General features: G+C 67.9%; 8 protein-coding genes. 6 read left to right on the top strand and 2 right to left on the bottom strand.

Annotated features, from left to right (window positions below):
* Nucleotides 1–4: 4 nt before the first annotated feature.
* Nucleotides 5–355, top strand: a complete 351-nt coding sequence (locus L324_RS17580; protein WP_037309147.1) for a hypothetical protein — start codon at nt 5–7, stop codon at nt 353–355.
* A gap of 17 nt (nt 356–372) precedes the next feature.
* Here the strand turns inward: L324_RS17580 and L324_RS17575 are convergent, their stop codons facing one another.
* On the bottom strand, nt 373–1305 hold the full coding sequence (locus L324_RS17575) for a carbon-nitrogen hydrolase family protein (RefSeq protein ID WP_037309145.1): 933 nt from the start codon (nt 1303–1305) through the stop codon (nt 373–375).
* A 113-nt stretch (nt 1306–1418) separates the two neighbouring features.
* Here L324_RS17575 and L324_RS17570 point away from each other — a divergent pair, with 113 nt between their 5' ends.
* The 5 genes from L324_RS17570 to L324_RS17550 all read left to right on the top strand — a co-directional run bounded on the left by L324_RS17570 (nt 1419) and on the right by L324_RS17550 (nt 14914).
* On the top strand, nt 1419–2483 hold the full coding sequence (locus tag L324_RS17570; protein ID WP_037309243.1) for a DUF4037 domain-containing protein: 1065 nt from the start codon (nt 1419–1421) through the stop codon (nt 2481–2483).
* A complete protein-coding gene (locus L324_RS17565; RefSeq protein ID WP_152546891.1) occupies nt 2480–3139 on the top strand; it encodes a helix-turn-helix domain-containing protein in 660 nt (219 codons plus the stop codon). The genes L324_RS17570 and L324_RS17565 overlap by 4 nt, the downstream gene beginning before the upstream one ends.
* A gap of 4 nt (nt 3140–3143) precedes the next feature.
* Nucleotides 3144–4232 (top strand): cytochrome P450, encoded by a 1089-nt coding sequence (locus L324_RS17560; RefSeq protein ID WP_051173946.1) that lies wholly within the window; start codon nt 3144–3146, stop codon nt 4230–4232.
* Nucleotides 4233–4393: 161 nt separating this feature from the next.
* The gene (locus L324_RS17555) at nt 4394–6400 is read left to right on the top strand and encodes a HelD family protein (protein ID WP_037309139.1); all 2007 of its coding nucleotides are present in this window, start codon (nt 4394–4396) and stop codon (nt 6398–6400) included.
* Nucleotides 6401–6613: 213 nt separating this feature from the next.
* Complete coding sequence (locus tag L324_RS17550; RefSeq protein ID WP_081736379.1) at nt 6614–14914, top strand: SpvB/TcaC N-terminal domain-containing protein; 8301 nt, start codon at nt 6614–6616, stop codon at nt 14912–14914.
* Between the two features lie 112 nt (nt 14915–15026).
* Here L324_RS17550 and L324_RS17545 read toward each other — a convergent pair whose 3' ends face one another.
* Complete coding sequence (locus tag L324_RS17545) at nt 15027–16364, bottom strand: NAD(P)-binding domain-containing protein (protein WP_037309137.1); 1338 nt, start codon at nt 16362–16364, stop codon at nt 15027–15029.
* Nucleotides 16365–16408: the final 44 nt, after the last annotated feature.

The following is a 16408-nucleotide window of genomic DNA, read 5'->3' as shown; positions in this document are numbered from 1 at the left end:
AGCTATGGCACTGGTCAACATCGACGGCGAGGACCTCGTTGTCGTCATTGAGGGTCTCGACAAGCTCTGGGCCTTCAAAAGCAGCCTGACCATCCCGCTGGCCAACGTCCGCGGCGCGACCGCCGATCCCGGTATCGCCGCCGACCCCAAGGGAATCCGCGCGCCGGGCGCCCACCTGCCCGGCGTGATCACGGCGGGCACGTTCCACCTCGACGGCGAGAAGGTCTTCTGGGACGTCAAGGATCCGTCGAAGGCCGTCGTGATCGAACTCGCCGACGAGCGCTACACGCGTCTGGTCCTCCAAGTCGACAACCCGCGCGCGACCGTCGCGCTGGTCGAGAAAGCCTTGCGCTGAAAGAGACCTGGCACCAACTAGTCAAGAAAAGTCGCGGACGTCAACCGCTTCCGGTCCACGGTCACCCGGAAGACATCCGGCCTGCCGTAATGCCCGGTCGGGTCGAAATTCTGCCGGGCACCACGCACCGTCGTGGGGTCGATATCGGCGATGACGAGCCGTTCCTCGTCCTTGACGGGTTCCGCGATCCACCGGCCGTTCGGCCCGGCTATCGCGGAACCGCCGTCATAGGGGGAGATCTGCCCGGCAGCCAGGATTTCATCCCGCAGGGGGAATCCGGCGGGCACGTCCGCGTAATCGATCAGCGCACCGGCCGCGAGCGAGTACATCCTGCCCTCCAGCGCGATGAACCGGGTGATGTCGCCGGTCAGTCTCGTCGATCCCGGCCACACCGACACATGCAGGTCCGGAGCCTGCGCGTAGAGGGCATGCCGCGCCAACGGCATCCAGTTCTCCCAGCAGCACAGACCGCCGACCCGTACCCCGCCGACCTGGTGCACTCGAAGACCGTGTCCGTCCCCGTTGCCCCACACCAACCGTTCCTCGAAGGTCGGCACGAGCTTCCGGTGCACGCCACACACCCCGGCCACCGGGTCGATCGCGAGCAGCGTGCAGTACACGGTGCCGCGTCCCGGCCCACGCTCGGCGATCCCGAGATAGGTGAACACACCCTGGTCCCGGACGCACTCGACGATCAGGCGTAGCTCGGGGCCGGTCAGCTCGACGGCGGCCTCCTGGTACGCCGCATACGCCGACTCCTGCTTGGCGTCGTCGAGCCTCGCGCCTTCGGGCTGAGTGAGCCAGATCGGATAACCGGGCAGGAAGGTCTCCGGGAACACGACCAGCTCCACCCCTGCTTCCGCGGCCCGTCCCACGAACTCGATCACCTTGCGCACCCCGGCTTCCCGGTCCATCCACGGACAACGGACCTGGGCGGCGGCGACACGCATCACGAGCTCCTTCGACTGGGTGGTACCCCAACCTAGCCGCCGAGATCGAGGAAGGACGGGCTTCGCCGAAATCCGGTTGGCCGTCGTCGGCCACTCCTGCCAGGGTGGCTGACGTGACGCGATCCTTCCAGCCCGGGCTTGAGCTGTCCCGGCTGTTCCATACCGAAATCGTCGCGCCGATCCTGGAGAACGTGCTGGGCAAGGTGCCGTATTCGGTGGCGCTGCTCGGCTGGGGCTCGGAGGTGCAGGGCTACGACACGGTGCGTTCCACCGACCACGCCTGGGGTCCGCGAATGCAGGTTTTCCTTGACCGTGAAGACTTTGACGCCCGTGGCGCCGATCTGGACGCCGTACTCGATCGCGAGCTGCCTGCCGAGTTCCGCGGTTACCCGGTCCGTTTCGCCTTCCCGTCGGGCGCACCGGCCCGGCATTGGGTGCACGTGCTGGATCTGCGGGGCTTCTTCAGCGAGCAGCTCGGCGCCGACCCGGAGGGCGGCCTGCCGATTTCGGCCTGGTTGACGGTCCCGACACAAGTATTGCGAGAGCTGACCGGGGGCGCGGTCTTCCACGACGGGCTCGGCCTGCTGGAGCCTTACCGGGATCACCTGGCCTGGTTCCCGGACGACGTGTGGCGCTATGTCCTGGCATGTCAGTGGATGCGCCTGTCCCAGGAAGAGCCTTTCGTCGGCCGCTGCGGCGAGGTCGGCGACGACCTGGGCTCGGCCGTGGTGGCCGCGCGGCAGGTCCGTGACCTGATGAAGTTGTGCTTGTTGATGAACCGGGTGTACCCGCCCTACAGCAAGTGGCTGGGCACAGCCTTCGCCGCGCTGCCCTGCGCCCCGGCGTTGACTCCGCATCTGTCCGGCGCGCTGGCCGCGCGAAGCTGGCAAGAGCGCGAGCAGCACCTTTCTCCCGCCTACGAGATCGCCGCGGAGATGCACAACGATCTCGGTCTCACCGAGCCGCTGGAGGCGACGGTCCGGTACTTCCACGACCGGCCGTTCCGGGTTCTGGACGCTCACCGGTTCACCGACGCCCTTGTCGCGACGATCAGTAACTCGGCCATCAGGGCACTGCCTCCGGTCGGAGCGATCGACCAGTACGTCGACAGCACCGATGTGACCGACCGGGGGAACGCCCATCTGCGCCGCCACTACATCGCGGGCCCCGGGCTGTGACCAGCGACTTCGCCCCGCCCGCCGACCTGGCTGACCGCGTCAGCCGGGTATGGCGGCGCAGCGGGGAGCTGCCGCCCGCGTTACCGCAACCGTCCGTGGACCTGCTGGTCTTCGCGGACGGTTCGTTGTGGTTGACCGGGCCGGAGACCGAGGCCAGGACCGGGAGCCTGACCGAGCCGTTGACGGGGGTGCGGCTGCGGCCGGGGACATGTGCCTCGGTGCTGGGGATCGCCGCGGACGAGGTGCCCTTGTCGGGGATGCCGTTTCCCGGTTCGGGGCTCGACGACGGCCTACGGGCGCTGCGGGCACCGGCCCGTCCGGTCGATGGGGTGATAGATCAGGTGCTCCAGGCCATGCGCGCGGATCCTGGGGCGCCGGTTTCCCGGCACGCGGCCGCGGTCGGGTTGTCCGAGCGGCAGTTGCGGCGGCGGTTCCTGGTCGCGGTCGGGTTGAGCCCCAAGGCGTACACGCGGGTGGTGCGGTTGCACCGGGCGATGGCGTTGGCGCGGTCGTCTCCGGTGCCGGACTGGGCGGAGATCGCTGTCCGCAGCGGGTTCTACGACCAGCCGCATATGCTCGCGGAGTTCCGGCGCGCGGTCGGGTCGTCGTGTGTCCGGTTTTTCCAAGCGGCGGACCGTGGGCGGATAGCACCCTGAGGCTATGTCCATCGAGGAGATCTTCGCTTTCCACGAACAAGAAGTCGGCCCGCTACGGTTCGACGAGCCGTTCGGCGGCTGGGTGGCCACCCGGTACTCCGACGTGAACAGGGTGCTCACCGATCACGCGGTGTTCTCCTCCGACGAACTGCGCCACAGCACGCAACCGATCCCGCACAGCTCGAACCCGTTGTTGCGTGGCCTGCAGGCGACCGATCCGCCCAGGCATCATGCGTTACGCCGGATCGTCAGCCAGGTGTTCACCCCACGGGCGGTGTCGGCATTGGAACCGTCGATCACGGCGAAGGTCGACGCTCTTCTCGCCTCGGCCGGGTCGACCTTCGACTTGATCGGCGAGGTGGCCTATCCGCTGTCTGTGCATACGATCGCGGGCCTGCTCGGCGTGCGGCCGGAGCGGTGGCCGGATTTCGTCCGGTGGACCGAAGCCATCACGTCGTTCTTCGGCACGTTCGCCGCGGACGAGACCCGCCGGACCGCCTTCCATCAGGCGTTGACGGAAATGGGTGCCTACTTCCGCGAGGAATTCGAGCGGCCGGAAGGCATCATCGGAACCCTGATGACGTCGGACCTCACCGAGGACGAGGTGATCGACTTCTGCACCTTGCTTTTGATCAACGGCCACGAGACCACCAAAACCCTGCTCGTGAACGCGGTCCTTTGCCTTGTCTCCCCATCGAAGCCCGCCGACATGCGCGTGGCCGTGGAGGAGGTTCTCCGGTACCTGCCGCCCACTGGCGGAACGGATCGGTTCGTCACCCGGCCCACCACCCTCGGCGGTCAGGAACTTCAACCAGGCCAACGGGTGGTCGCGATGATCACGGCGGCCAACCGCGACCCCGCGGTCTTCGCCGACCCGCACACCTTCGACCCGAACCGGAAGTCCAACCCGCACCTGTCCTTCGGCCACGGCATCCACTTCTGCCTGGGCGCCCACCTCGCCCGGATGGAGGCCCGTATCGCCCTCACCGCCCTGCTCGACCACCCTTGGCGGATCACGGACCTGGACACCCACCGGACCCCGGTCGGGATCGACGTCCTCAAAGTCACCCTCGCGCCCCGGCGGATTTCCTGAGAGCTGAAGGACGCTTTCGTCTCATCTCATGCGAGGAAAGCGCCCTTCACCGCATGAGATGAGAGGAAAGGCCCCTTCAGCCCGCCCGATCGCAGGGCGGCTGACACCGCGGAAAAGAACAAGACTGTTCCTTCCCGGATTTCCCCCGCATCCTCGTCGGCATGAGCAGTGGGGAACTCGCGATCGAGCAGCGCTACCTGACGGATCTTTATCGGCGGCTGGACGCCTTGCGCGCGCAGGCGGCCGAGGGGGAAGGAGAATTCTGGCGCGGGGAACTGGCCCGCCTGGAGTCGGTGGAGGACGGGCTGTGCTTCGGACGGCTGGACCTGACCGACGGCCGACGTGTCCACATCGGACGAATCGGGTTGTTCGACGGCGATGAGCCGTTGCTGCTCGACTGGCGGGCACCGGCGGCCAGGCCGTTCTACACCGCGACGGCGGTCGACGCGCAGGGCGTGCGGCGGCGCCGCCGGATCACCACCCGCGGGCGAACAGTGCTCGCGCTGGACGACGAACTGCTCGACGCGGAGACCGGCGAAGACCGGTTGGTCGGCGAGGCGGCGCTGCTGGCCGCGTTGTCCGTGGACCGAACCGGGCGCATGCACGAGATCGTCACCACCCTGCAAGCGGAGCAGGACCGGATCGTGCGCGACGAGCACCTCGGCGTGCTGGTCGTGCAGGGCGGCCCGGGTACCGGGAAGACCGCGGTCGCCCTGCACCGGCTGGCCTACCTGCTCTACACCCGGCCGCGGCTGCGCGCACGCGGCGTGCTGGTGATCGGCCCCAGCCGGGTCTTCCTGGACTACATCGGCCAGGTCCTGCCCGGTCTCGGCGAGCACACCGTGGTCACGGCGACGGTGCCGGACCTGTGGCGTGGCAAGGCCGAGCGGGTCGAATCCGCCGCGGAGAAGGGCCGCGCGGAAATGGCCGACCGGGTGGCGGCCGCGGTGCGCGCGCGGGTGCGGATCCCCGACGAGACCGTCGAATTCGAGTTCGAGCAGCAGGTGCTGACGCTGGAACCCGCTGTCTTACGGCACATCGTGGATTCCGTCAGAAGCCGGGGACTTCCGTACCGCCAGGCGCGGCTCCTCTTCGAGAAGGAGGTCGTGGACCGGCTCGCGCGGGACCTGGCCGGCCGGATGGAAAGTGTCGTGCTCACCGAGGAGGGCGAGGCCATCGACGGTGGTAACGCCGACGGCAGCCTGAGCGCGGCCGATCTGCGTGCGCTGGCGGCTGCGGGCGTGGTGGTCGATCCGGACGAGCTCCCGGCGCCGCGCGACCTGCTGGACGACACCGACCGGGCCGGGCTGCGGGCCGCGTTGCTGGCCGACGCCGGTGTCCGGGGTGTGCTGGACGAGCTGTGGCCGCCGTTGACCGCGGAGGGGGTGATCGCCGGGCTGACCGGCGGCACCTCGTGGAGTACCGCGGACATCCCGTTGCTGGACGAAGCCGCCGCGGTGCTCGGGGAGGCCGTGGCGACCTTCGGGCACGTGGTCGTCGACGAGGCGCAGGAACTGTCCGAAATGGACTGGAGAATGCTGATGCGCCGGTGCCCGGCCAAATCGATGACCGTCGTCGGTGACCTGGCCCAGACCGGGAGCGCGGCGGGCGCGATCGGCTGGGCCGAGGTGCTCCGGCCGTATGTCGGCGAGCGCTGGCGGCTGGCCCGGCTGACCGTCAACTACCGGACCCCGGCGGAGATCATGGCCGCCACCGAGGACCTGTTCGCCGCGCATCACCCTGAGTCGCGGCCTCCCCGGTCGGTCCGCTCGACCGGCGAGCGGCCGTGGCGGTCGCGCACCACGGCGGCTGAGTTGGCCGACGTCGTCGCCCGCCTCGTCGCGCGCCACGACGGGGGCAGTCTGGCGGTGATCGCGCCGACGGTGCGCCGGGACCGGCTCGCGGTGGCGCTGCCGGTCACGGTCCCGCCGGACCTCACGGACCCGGTCGTCCTGCTCACGCCCGGCGAGGCCAAAGGAGTGGAGTTCGACTCGGTGCTGATCGTCGACCCGGCGGCGATCATGACCGCCGGACCCTTGGGTCACAACGATCTCTATGTCGCGATGACCCGCGCGACGCGGAGGCTCGGCGTGGTGCACCCCGGCCCGTGCCCGGCGGAACTGGCCCGGATCCCCCTGTGTTCCGATGAAGGGAACACCCTCCCGTAGCAAGAGGAATTCCCGGAAGTGGTGTTTCATCGGGATTTCATCGACGGTCGATACCGTCGCCGAGATCGATACTCGCCCGGATGCCCTGTCAGGTCACGGTTGTCCGCCGCGTGCTTTCGCTCCCGCAGCACCTTTCGATCCCGTGCACGACGGTCGTTGTCGCCGGACGGGACCAGTTGGCCTAATTCATCGATCCAAAAGGGGGTCGGGGGCATGGCTGCCTTCGCATGGACTCGTCCGGTTCGTCAGCACCGCCGGGCCGTGGTGGTCGCGCTGATCCTGGCGTTGGTGGCGATGACGGTCCCGGGCGCGGCACCGCCTTCGCTACGCGGGACGGCGCAAGGGTCGGGCGCGGATGGAGCAGTCACGGCGCCGGAACATCCGGAGGGGACGTCCTTCGATCCGAACCAGATCAAGGACATCAAGGCGGCCGATCCGGGAGCCGGGGTGAACCTGATCGGACCGCCGTCGGCGAACAACCGGGGCGACGCGCGATTGTCGTATCCGCTGGAAGTTCCCCAAGGCCGGGCAGGTCTGGAGCCGAAGCTGTCGGTGGCCTACAACTCCTCGGGGGCGAACGGCTGGCTGGGGGTGGGATGGGACGTTGCCCTGCCGTCCATCACGGTGGACACCCGCTGGGGTGTGCCGCGGTACGACGCCGGATTGGAGACGGAAACCTATCTGCTGAACGGTGAGCAGCTGACCCCGATGGCCCATCGGGGTCAGCTGCAGGCCCGGACGGCGGAGAAGGTCTTCCACGTCCGGGCGGAGAGCCGGTTCGACCGGATCGTCCGCCACGGGGACAGACCGGCGAACTACTGGTGGGAGGTCACCGACAAGGCGGGCACGCGCACGGTGTTCGGCGGGGCACCCGATACGACGCTGGCCGACAAGGAGGGCCGCATCGCGACCTGGGCGGCCCGCGAAGTCCGTGACACCAACGACAATGTCATGCGTTACCGGTATGCGCGGGTGGACGACGGCGGTACCGAGAAGTCGACGGTGCCGGGCAGCAACCTGTATCCGCGGCGGATCACCTACACCGGCCACGGCGACGTCGAGGGCAAGTACTCGGTGACGTTCCTGCGCGACCGGGACCGGGGCGAACCACGTCGCGCGGACGTGCAGATCGACGCCCGGGGCGGGTTCAAGAAGGTGACCGCGGACCTGCTGCGCCGGATCGAGGTCAAGCTGGACGACCAGCTGGTGCGCGCCTACGAGCTGAACTACCGGGCCGGCGCGTTCGCCAAGACGCTGCTGGCGACGGTGTCGCAGTTCGGTGAGGACAACAAGCTGTTCAACACCCACTCGTTCGACTACTTCGACGATGTCCGGGACAAGGACGGCAACTACACCGGGTTCGCGAAGGCGGCAGGTTGGTCGGTCCCGGATGACGACCTGGGCGTGAACATCCGTGAGGGTGAGGCGAGTGCGATCTCGGCGAACACCTCCGTCGGGTTCGGTGCGCACCTGTTCGCCGGTTACAACGTGCAGGGGCTGCCGGTCAAGCAGGGTGGCGTCGGGCTGAAGGTCGGGTTCAACGCCGGCCAGTCCGATGGCCTGTCGGCGTTGGTGGACGTGAACGGCGACAACCTGCCGGACAAGGTTTTCCGCAAGGACAACGACGTCTACTACCGGCCCAATCAGGCCGCGCCGGGCGGCACGCCGAAGTTCGGTGACACACCGCTGAAGTTGCGTGACCTGCCGGGTATTTCCACCGAGCGGACGTTGTCGGGCACGATCGGTGTCGAGGCGTTCGTCCTCGCTGTCGCCGCGCAGCTGGACTTCGTGGGGACCACGACCACGTCGGACCGGTTCTTCAGCGACGTCAACGGCGACGGCATCACCGATCTGGTCAACAACGGCGGCGTGTTGTTCGGCTACCTCGACGCCAACGGGAATCCCGCCTACAGCGCGGATTCCACCCGTACCCCGGCGCCGGTCGGCGGTGGCGCGGTGACCGGCGAGATCGTCGGTGACCAGACCGCCCAGTTCAACCAGCAGGTCGACAACTCGCCGCTGCTGGACTCGGTGCGCCGCTGGGTCGCGCCGTTCGACGGCACCGTGCGCGTCGACGGCCGGGTGCAACTGACCGTGGACCCCTCGCCCGCGCGCGCCGCGTACACCAAAGCCGACGGTGTGCGTGTCACCATCCAGGCCAAGGACACCGAACTCTGGGCGCAGCGCATCGGCCCGGACGACCACACCGAGTTCACCCCCGCCAACGTGTCGGCGATCGCGGTGAAGAAGGGTGACGCGCTCTACTTCCGCACACAGTCCATTCTGGACGGAAAGTACGACACGGTGGCGTGGGACCCCACGATCACCTACACCACCGTGCCCGCGGGCACGGACGTGAACGGGCTGGCGAACACCGTGTTCCGCGCGTCGTCGGACTTCACCCTCGGCGGCCGTTCGTCGCAGGTGATGGTGCCGGTGACCGGCACGCTGCGGCTGACCGGCGACGTGGTCAAGAGCAAGGCGACCTCGGACGACGTGACCGTGGTGATCACGAAGGGCAACGGGGTGCACGCTCCGGCGGAGGTGCTCCGCAAGGTCCTGCCCGCCGGGTCGACCGGGACCACCACGATCGACATGAGCCTCCCGGTCAGCCAGTTCGAGAAGATGTCATGGCACATCAAAACCGACTCCTCGATCGACGTCTCCGCGGTGTCGTGGGTGCCGAAGGCGCATTACACGGCCGCGCCGGGGGTGGAGTCCCTGGTCGACGACAAGGGGCAGCCGACGCTGGTGATCAGCCCGCCGTTCGACGTGGACATGTATCCCGCCGACACCCTCACGGCGCCGCAGCAGACCTACAAGGTGACCAAGACCGGGAAGCTGCGGATCCGGCCGGGCGTGAAGCTCAACTTCGGCTTTCCCGGGCCGAACAAGATCGCGTTCACCGTGAAGAAACGCGGTGGGCAGCTGCTGGGCAAGCGGGTCGTCGACATCGTCAACGGGCAGTACGGCTCGCCCGGCCAGGACCTGGACGTGGTCGTCCCGGTCACCGAGGGCGACGAGCTGTATCTCGACCACTCCACAACGGATCCCTACCTGTTCGGTTTGGTCGCCGAACAGTCCGCGAAGGTCACCTACGACCTCACGTCCCCATGGCCGACGTTCAGCCCGGCACCGAGCGCGATGCACGGCTCCGCTCAGCAGGGTGCGTTCCCGCAGCCCTACCGCGGCTGGGGTGTGATCGGCTACCAGGCCAACCGCGACCGCGCCACCCAGCCGATCAAGCAGGCCGAACTCGCGATCGACCAGAGCTTCAAGGACTCCCTTCCCAAGGAACCCAAGGAAGCCGACATCCCCGGGTTCGCCGCGAACCCCCGGATCGCGATGCCCCGGCTCGCGATCTTCGCCGCCAACCCGGCCAAGGGCGGCTGGGCCGCGCAGGACGAATCCTCCTGGTTCACCGGCACCATGGCGACCAGTTCCCGCCTCGGCGCGGACACCATCGACATCGTCACCGACGCCGACGTCGCAGGCGACCGTACGGTGATGCGCCGTGGGGTCACCGGCCAGGTGTCCGGCACCCTGTCCGCCGGTCCGTTCGGGGGCACCGTCGTCGGTGGCATCACCGCCGGGTCGGTGGACTACGTCGACCTCAACGGTGACCGGTTCCCGGATGTGGTCGGCGCCAAGGAGATCCAGTTCACGGACATGAACGGCGCGCTCGGCTCCCGGCGGGGGACGCTCGGCGGCAACGTCCGCGAAACCGACAACTTGTCCGGGAACGTGTCGTACTCCGCGGGCAGCGAGGCCGCGACACTGGCCAGCGCGCTGGGCCTGGCCGCGCCCGAAGCCGGGAGCAGCAACAACACCGCCACTTCCGGCCCGGTCCAACCGGCGCTGGGGATCGGTGGCAGTCTCGGCGGCGGTGAGTCCGACACCCGGGTCGATCTCGTCGACATCAACGGCGACGGTCTACCGGACAAGGTCTTCGCCAACGGCGACGTCCAACTCAACCTCGGCTACAGCTTCGCCGCCAAGGAACCCTGGCCGGCGGGCCCGATCAACGACGCCTCCACTCGCAACCTCGGCGTCAACCTCGGGTTCAACGTCGACAACTACGGCTTCGCCGGCGGTCTCTCCGCCGAACTCGGCACCTCGTTCACCAACGCGAGCATGCTCGACATCAACGGCGACGGTCTGGCCGACCGCGTCTTCACCGATGGCGCCAACCCGATCAAGGTCGCCATCAACACCGGCACCGGCTTCACCGCGCCCACTCCCTTCCGCGGCAGCTTCACCGACATCGCCGTGGACAAGAACGCCACCCTCGGCGCGGGCGTCTACTTCACCTTCCCTGTCCCCACCCCTGTCGGCACGTTCGTGTTCAATCCCGGTGTCAACGCCTCCACCGGTATCGGCCGCGCCGAGATCGGCCTGCGTGACGTCAACGGCGACGGGCTGGCCGACCACGTCAAATCCACCCGCGACAACGAGATGCTGGTCGCGGCCAACCAGACCGGCCGCACCAACCTGCTCCGTGCGATGACGCGTCCGATGGGCGGACGGGTCGAGCTGGACTACACCCGCACCGGCAACACCCAGGCCATGCCCGAATCCCGCTGGGTGCTGTCCCGGACCGCCTTGTCCGACGGCCATCCCGGCGACGGCGCCGACACCCAGCTCACCACCTACCGCTACGAACAGGGCACATACGACCGGCTCGAACGCGAATTCCGCGGCTTCGGCAAGGTCGTCACCGAACAGCGCGACCCTGGCGCGGCCGACGCGCTCTACCGCTCGACCACCGACGAGTACCGTACCGACAGCCCGTACACGACCGGCTTGGTCGCCCGCAGCCTGACCGCCGACAACGCCGGACGGCCGCTCACCGAAACCGTCAACAGCTATCAGCTCCGCGACACCGCGCCGGGCAGTGCGTTCGCCGCGCTGTCCCGAGTGGACAAACGCTTCTACGAAGGTGCCGATAAACCAGGCAAGTCCACTTACACCGAAATGGCGTATGACGACTTCGGCAACCTGATCCGCTCGTTCGACGCCGCCGACGAGGGTGTCGCAGACGATGTGGAAACCACCTACGGCTACAGCGCGTCCGACCCGGCGTGCCGCGATCGCAACATCGTCGGTACCGCCAATCTGGTCAGGCAGCGCGGCACCGCCGACGGCGCCGTCTCGCGGCACCGAGAGTCCACAATGGACTGCAATACGGGAACGGTGCGGCAAGTCCGCCAGTACCTGACCGACACCGTCTCGGCGAACATCGATCTGGAGTACTTCCCGGACGGGAACCTGAAGTCGGTGACCAAACCGGCCAACAAGACCGGCCAGCGGTACCGGCTGGACTACGGCTACGACACCGTCGTCGGCGTGCACATCGAGTCTATTGTGGACAGCTTCGGCCTGCGGTCGGGTGCGACGCACAACCTCAAGTACGGGCAGCCGGATCGCACCACTGACCAGAACGGCCAACAGGTGCTACGCGGCTACGACAGCGTGGGCCGGTTGGACACGGTCACCGGACCGTACGAGATCGGATCCGGCAAGGTCACGATCGACTTCGACTACCACCCCGAAGCCGCGGTTCCCTACGCCACCACCCGGCACCTCGATCGCGACGCCACCGGTGTCCGCGAGGACACCATCGACACCGTCACCTTCTCCGACGGCCTCAAACGCGTGCTGCAGACGAAGAAGGACGCGTCGGTCGCGGACAATCCCGGGGACACCCCCGAACAGGTCATGACCGTGTCCGGCCGTGCCAAGTTCGACTTCCTCGGCCGCGCGGTGGAGCAGTACCACCCGGTGACCGAGCCCAAGGGGAGCGGCAACACCACGTTCAACGCCGCTTTCGACACGGTGACCCCGACTCGCGTGTCGTTCGACGCGCTGGACCGGCCGGTCAAGACGGTCCAGCCGGACGAGGTCACGACCACCGTGGCCTACGGTTTCGGTCCCGACCGCGCCGGTGTCACCCGATTCGAAACCACCGCGACCGACGGCAACGGCAAGCAGAAGCGCGGCTACACCGACCTGCGGGAGAAGACCACCGCGGTCAAGGAGTTCAACCCGGCCGGCGGGCAGCCCGTGATCTGGACCAGCTACGGCTACGACCCGCTGGGGCAGCTCACCACCGTGGTGGACGACAAGAACAACACCACCCGCTCCGACTACGACACCCTCGGCCGCCGCACCGTGCTCGACAGCCCCGACGCGGGCCGCACCGAGACCCGCTTCGACCTGGCGGGGAACCTGACGGTGAAGATCACCGCAGGCGGCAAACAGGTCGAGTACGACTACGACCACAACCGTCTCACCGCGGTCCGCTACCCGACCTTCCCGGCGAACAACGTCACCTACACCCACGGCGCACCCGGTGCGCCGGACAACGCCGCAGGCCGGATCACCGAGATCCGCGACGCGGCGGGCACCGTCACCCGCGGCTATGGCCCGTCGGGTGAGACCACCCGGGAAACCCGCACCATCAAGATCGCCGGTCAGGCGGATCGCGGCTACACCACCGGATGGCGCTTCGACGCGTTCAACCGAGTCCTGCAGATGACCTATCCCGACGGCGAGGTCCTCCGCTACGACTACGACACCGGCGGCCAGGTCACCCGCGCCACCGGCACCAAGAACGGCACCGACTACCTCTACCTCGGTCGCCTCGACTACGACAAGTTCGGCCAGAAAGTCCTGCAGCAAGCCGGGAACGGGGTGCGCACCACCTACACCTACGACCAGGCCGACCGCAGACTCGCCACGCTGAAGTCGAAGACGCCGGGTGCCACCGAGTTCCAGAACCTCGGCTACACCTACGACAACGTCGGCAACATCACCAAGCTGAGCAACACCGTGGCGGCCGGTGGCGCAATCGGTGGGCCGAGCAGCCAGACCTACGGCTACGACGACCTCTACCAGCTCACCTCCGCCGGCGGCCAGTACACCACCAAGGACAACCAGCAGGACAAGTACACCCTGGCGCTGAGCTATGACTCCATCCACAACACCACCACCAAAACCCAGCACCACGAAATCACCGGCACCTCCACGCAAGCGGTGTCGCTGAACCGCGGCGGGCAGGGTGCGGCGTCACCGGCCGGGGGCGGCGGAGGAAGCCCGGCGTCGCTGGGCCCGCTGACGGTCGGGCCGATCGAGCCGGTCGCGGGGGAGGACGACACCAGCTACGACTACAAGTACGACTACGGCAGCGGAAAGCCGCACGCACCGAGCAAGGTCGGCCCGATCACCCAGGCCTACGACACGAACGGCAACCTCACCGACACCGTGAACACCGCGGCGGGCGAGACCAAACGCCGCCAGTACGTGTGGGATGAGGAGAACCGCCTCGCCTGCAACCAGGACGCCGCCACCGCGACGGTCCCGCAAACCCCGGCAGGCTGTCAGGGAGCCACCGTCGGCTACACCTACGACATGGCGGGCGAACGCGTCATCAAACAGGGCGACGGTCTGTCCCTCTACCCCAACCGCGGTTACAGCGAACGTAACGGGACGGGGTTCAAGCACATCTTCATCGGGGACAGCCGCCTCACCACCAAGACCGTCGCCGCCGACGGCCCCGAGAACACCCAGTCCTACTTCCACGCCGACCACCTCGGGTCGTCCGGTTACGTCACCGACAGGCAAGGCAACGTCACCGAGCATCTCGAGTACATGCCGTTCGGGGAGACGTGGGTCGAAGAGAAGGCGGGGGGAAGCGGTACGCCCTACAAGTTCACGGGTAAGGAACTCGACGAGGAAACCGGTCTTTACTACCACGGGGCTCGCTATTACAACCCGAGAACGCAGCTTTGGGCGAGCGCGGATCCGGCCCTTGCCGAATTCATGTCCGGCTCCAAGGCCGCGGGTGGTATCACCAACCCCGGCAACCTGGCCGCCTACACCTATGCCCACAACAATCCGGTCATCCTGACCGACCCCACCGGTAAGTCACCCGTGATCGACGACTTGACCAGGCGGGAAATGGAGATTCAGTACCCGACGATGACAACGAGGCCGGACGCGGGCCCGAAGGTGATGTACCGGAAGTTCCGCATGGAAAAGGAGGTCACCCCGGCGGAAAAGGCCATCTTCGAGCAGGCCAAACTCAGTGACCTGATCCTGATGAACAACCTCTCCGAGGAAGCTCAGGCCAATGCCGCAGGACACTTTGGCGATTCCCAGGGTTTCGGCGAGGACGCGACGAAGGACGGGGCGATCGGCAACGCCCACCAACATGCGTTGTGGAGCGCTTTGCTGACGAAGTACTTCGGCAAGGAGCGGGCGAAAGAACTCACCGACGCGCATGAGACGACGTCGGCGAACCTGGGCAAACGTTCGGCCGAGTTGATGGACTTGTACAACAACCATGTCGGCCGGAACATCTATACCGAACTCGAAGCGAAACTCGGCCGCGAGCCCAGTGACACGGAGGTCGCCGAAGCGGTCAAGAACGGGGTCACCAGCGGGAGAACGGTCATGATGGTCGATCCGGACAACCCACAGAGTCAGCTCCAATGGACGGGGCCGAAACGGTAGCCGTTGGTCCGGGCGGGATTGCGGAGCACTTCCGCCCCGCCCGGACCGTTGGTCTTCGCTCACCTGCCAGATGACGGTGACGCCGCGTTCGTGCGGTGGTTCCGTGCCGCGATCAGCGGACCGTGGCCGACGGCGCGGACAGGGTCAGGAGTTCCGGAGCCGCGCAGCAGGTACCAGCGGCCGGCGCGTCGTCCGGTTCGTCGAACAAACCGGCACCGCCGCAGACGCCGGTCTCGGCCAGCCGCAGTTCGACCCGTGCGGCGGCTTCGTGGTCCCCGGCCAGCTGGGCGGCGATGCTGCGCACCTGTTCGTAGCCCGTCATCGCCAGGAAGGTCGGCGCTCGGCCGTAGCTCTTCATCCCGGCCAGGTAGAAGTCCTTCTCCGGATGGGACAGTTCCGCCGCGCCGTGCGGGTAAACGGTTCCGCACGAGTGGACGTTCGGATCGATCAGCGGCGCGAGCGCCACCGGTGCCTGCAGTGTCGGGTCCAGCTCCAGCCGGATCTCCGACAGCCAGGTGAGATCGGGACGGAAACCGGACAGGGTCACGACCTCGTCGATCCGCTCGATCCGCTGTCCGGTGGAGGAGATCAGGGTCAGCCGTCCGTCGGTGTCGCGTTCGACCGCGTCGGTGCGGAAACCGGTCACCACCTCGATCAGGCCGGAGTCCACCGCCGCCCGGGCCCGCAGTCCGAGCGCGCCTCGTGCCGGAAGCTGATCGGCCTCGCCGCCACCGAAGGTGTTGCCGACCGCGCCGCGGCGCAGCACCCAGCTGATCCGTGTCTCCGGTGAGTCTTTCGCGAGGCCGGACAACGCGACCAGTGCGGTCAACGCGGAATGCCCGCTGCCGGCGACCACGACATGTTTGCCGGCGTACCGCGCCCGCACCGTTTCGTCGCCCAGGTCCGGGACCCGGTAGCCGATCCGGTCCGCCGCCGCCCGTTCACCGATGGCGGGAAGTCCCTCGCCGCCAAGCGGATTCGGCGTCGACCAGGTCCCGGAGGCGTCGATCACCGCGCGGGCGGTGATGCGCTCTTCCGAACCGTCGGCGGTGCGGACGTGGACCGTGAACGGCTCGTGGTCCCGGCCGCTGTCCACGACCCTGTCCCGGCCCCGGCGCGCCACTCCGACCACCTCGGCGTCGAACCGCACCCGCCCGTCGAGAGCCGTCGCCAACGGGCGCAGATACCGCTTCGCCCACTCCGCGCCCACCGGATACGTGTCGCCATCGGGGCGCACCCAGCCGGTTTCCGCCAGCAGTCGCCCGGCCGCGGGCGCGACCAGCTCGGACCACGGCGAGAACAACCGCACGTGGTTCCAGGCCGCCACGTCGGCCCCGGCCCGCGCCCCACGTTCCAGCACGAGCGGCTCGATGTCCCGTTCCAGCAGCTCGGCGGCGGCCGCCAGTCCCACCGGACCGGCTCCGATCACCACGACAGGCAGCTCGTTCATCCCCATGCACCTTTCATCGATCTGTCTCGATTGAAGCGATGCCG

Origin of the sequence: Amycolatopsis orientalis DSM 40040 = KCTC 9412 (genome assembly GCF_000478275.1) — a bacterium.
Taxonomy (GTDB): domain Bacteria; phylum Actinomycetota; class Actinomycetes; order Mycobacteriales; family Pseudonocardiaceae; genus Amycolatopsis; species Amycolatopsis orientalis.
Note: the sequence above shows the minus strand (reverse complement) of the source record. Positions and strands in the feature narration are given on the sequence as shown.